Origin of the sequence: Mesoflavibacter sp. CH_XMU1422-2, from assembly GCF_037029245.1 — a bacterium.
Taxonomy (GTDB): domain Bacteria; phylum Bacteroidota; class Bacteroidia; order Flavobacteriales; family Flavobacteriaceae; genus Mesoflavibacter; species Mesoflavibacter zeaxanthinifaciens.
Genome location: NZ_JAYMEE010000045.1, coordinates 1 through 1,696, shown reverse-complemented (window position 1 = coordinate 1,696; position 1,696 = coordinate 1). Strand labels below are relative to the sequence as shown.

Here is a 1,696-nt window from a genome sequence, read left to right as displayed (position 1 = left end):
GTTTTCTTAAAAAGAATAATTCCGATCAAGATTCCAACTCCGATTATAATTTTTGGGTAGATCATTTTCAGCTGTTTGCTAACGGTCTCGTATAACCGTCAGTTACGGGTTAATATGCGTTAATTTTCGGTTTGGTACTGACTTTAGCAATTCCGAGTGGATTCGGACGTAGTCGAATCCGCCGTAATTGCGGTTATACATTGTTGCCAGTAGTATTTTTTTATTTACAAACATTCTTTCTTCCAATTTCTACAATTTCCTCAATTCCAAATTTGTCAAAGCGTTCAAGTAAAGCACTCGCTCCATTCTTTTTCTTAAACTCCAGTTCTTCTTTGTATAGTGGAATTAGCGTGTAAATGTCAACCGCTTTTTCATTTTCTAATTCTATTTGAGTAAAATCGTCGGACAATTCCATTGAATAAGCCAACATTATAGAATTAAAGCCAATTCCTTCCGCAAATTCCTCGCCTTCTTCGTGTCCGTAAGTGTGTCCATATCCAAACCAAGTTTTATTCTCGTGAGGTGACATCATAATTTCTTTCATAATCCTAATTGGCCAATAGTTTTTTTCATCGCTGAAAGATTCATATTGCAAATTCCACTCTTTTGGAAGTAAAATCATAATTTCAGCAAATTCTGATGATTCAATATCTTCTGGAATTGTCATTGGTAAAGCACTCATTCCACAACTCAATAAAATATGATATGGTCTGTCGTCTGTTGCTTTGATGAAGTATATATCTCGATGGATTGTTTCAGATTCTATTTCGTCAAATACTTTGATGTCGGCATCTTTGTCAAAAAATTGGTCTAAATGATTGTCAACTATTTCAACACTATTTGGGACATTTTTATTCATTTTTTTCTCTTTATTTTGGGAATGAGCGAAAGTTGAAATTAAAATCAGCAATATTGTTTTACAGTTGATAATTTTCATTCGATTTCGGTTTCTCAATATTACTGGCAACGGTTTTGGCTATGGTTTCGTTACGGAATGGTACGCGAGTATCATTCCGCCGTAACCATAAATTTAGCAAAAAGGCTCGAAATTCCGATTAGGAATTTCAGCCGTAATGAACTATAGCCGTTGTTGTACGCAGTTTTTTTCATTCAATTATAATTTATTGCAATACCGCTATTCAATTCCGATGCTTTTTTAAATCCAGATTTGTATAATTTCAAGTGCCAATTATTTATATAATCCCAATTAATTTCATATTTACCTCGATAAACGTGATTCGCAATTAGCTTTTCTTGGTCGTAAACATTTTTCAAATCCTCAATTTCGATTGATTCCAATTCTTTGTTGACAAGCTTAACGTCGTCAGATTTTATAAATCGGTCATTTAATTTCGATAAAATTTTATTCGGCGAGTTGTCGCATTCTTGAATTAAGAATCGTGCTATTCCCCAACCTTTATCCATTGAAAACACCGTATCGTTTTGCCTATGATATTCTGAATCCACAAAAGCAAATTTTTCATCAAGATATTCTTCCGTATCGTCAATATCAAGTTTTTTTAATTCCTCAATTTCAGAGTCAGGTAATCTGTATAATTCGCAAACAATTCCCAATTTCAGTTAGTTTTTGATAAGTAGCGCAAATTGCGTACAACGTTAGCGTATAAATTTCAGTTGCGGAAAATCGGTTACGATTTTCCGATTTAGACTGAAAGATAGAAAATTGCAATGAATT

Annotated in this window: 2 protein-coding genes; both read right to left on the bottom strand. The window is 33.5% G+C overall.

Annotated features, from left to right (window positions below):
• Positions 1-220 precede the first annotated feature (220 nt).
• Entirely contained in the window at positions 221-937 is a 717-nt protein-coding gene (locus WA340_RS05935; RefSeq protein WP_336127865.1) for a suppressor of fused domain protein, read from the bottom strand.
• Between the two features lie 173 nt (positions 938-1,110).
• Positions 1,111-1,575: a DUF1877 family protein gene (locus WA340_RS05930; protein ID WP_336127864.1), complete on the bottom strand. Its 465-nt coding sequence runs from the start codon at positions 1,573-1,575 to the stop codon at positions 1,111-1,113.
• Positions 1,576-1,696: the final 121 nt, after the last annotated feature.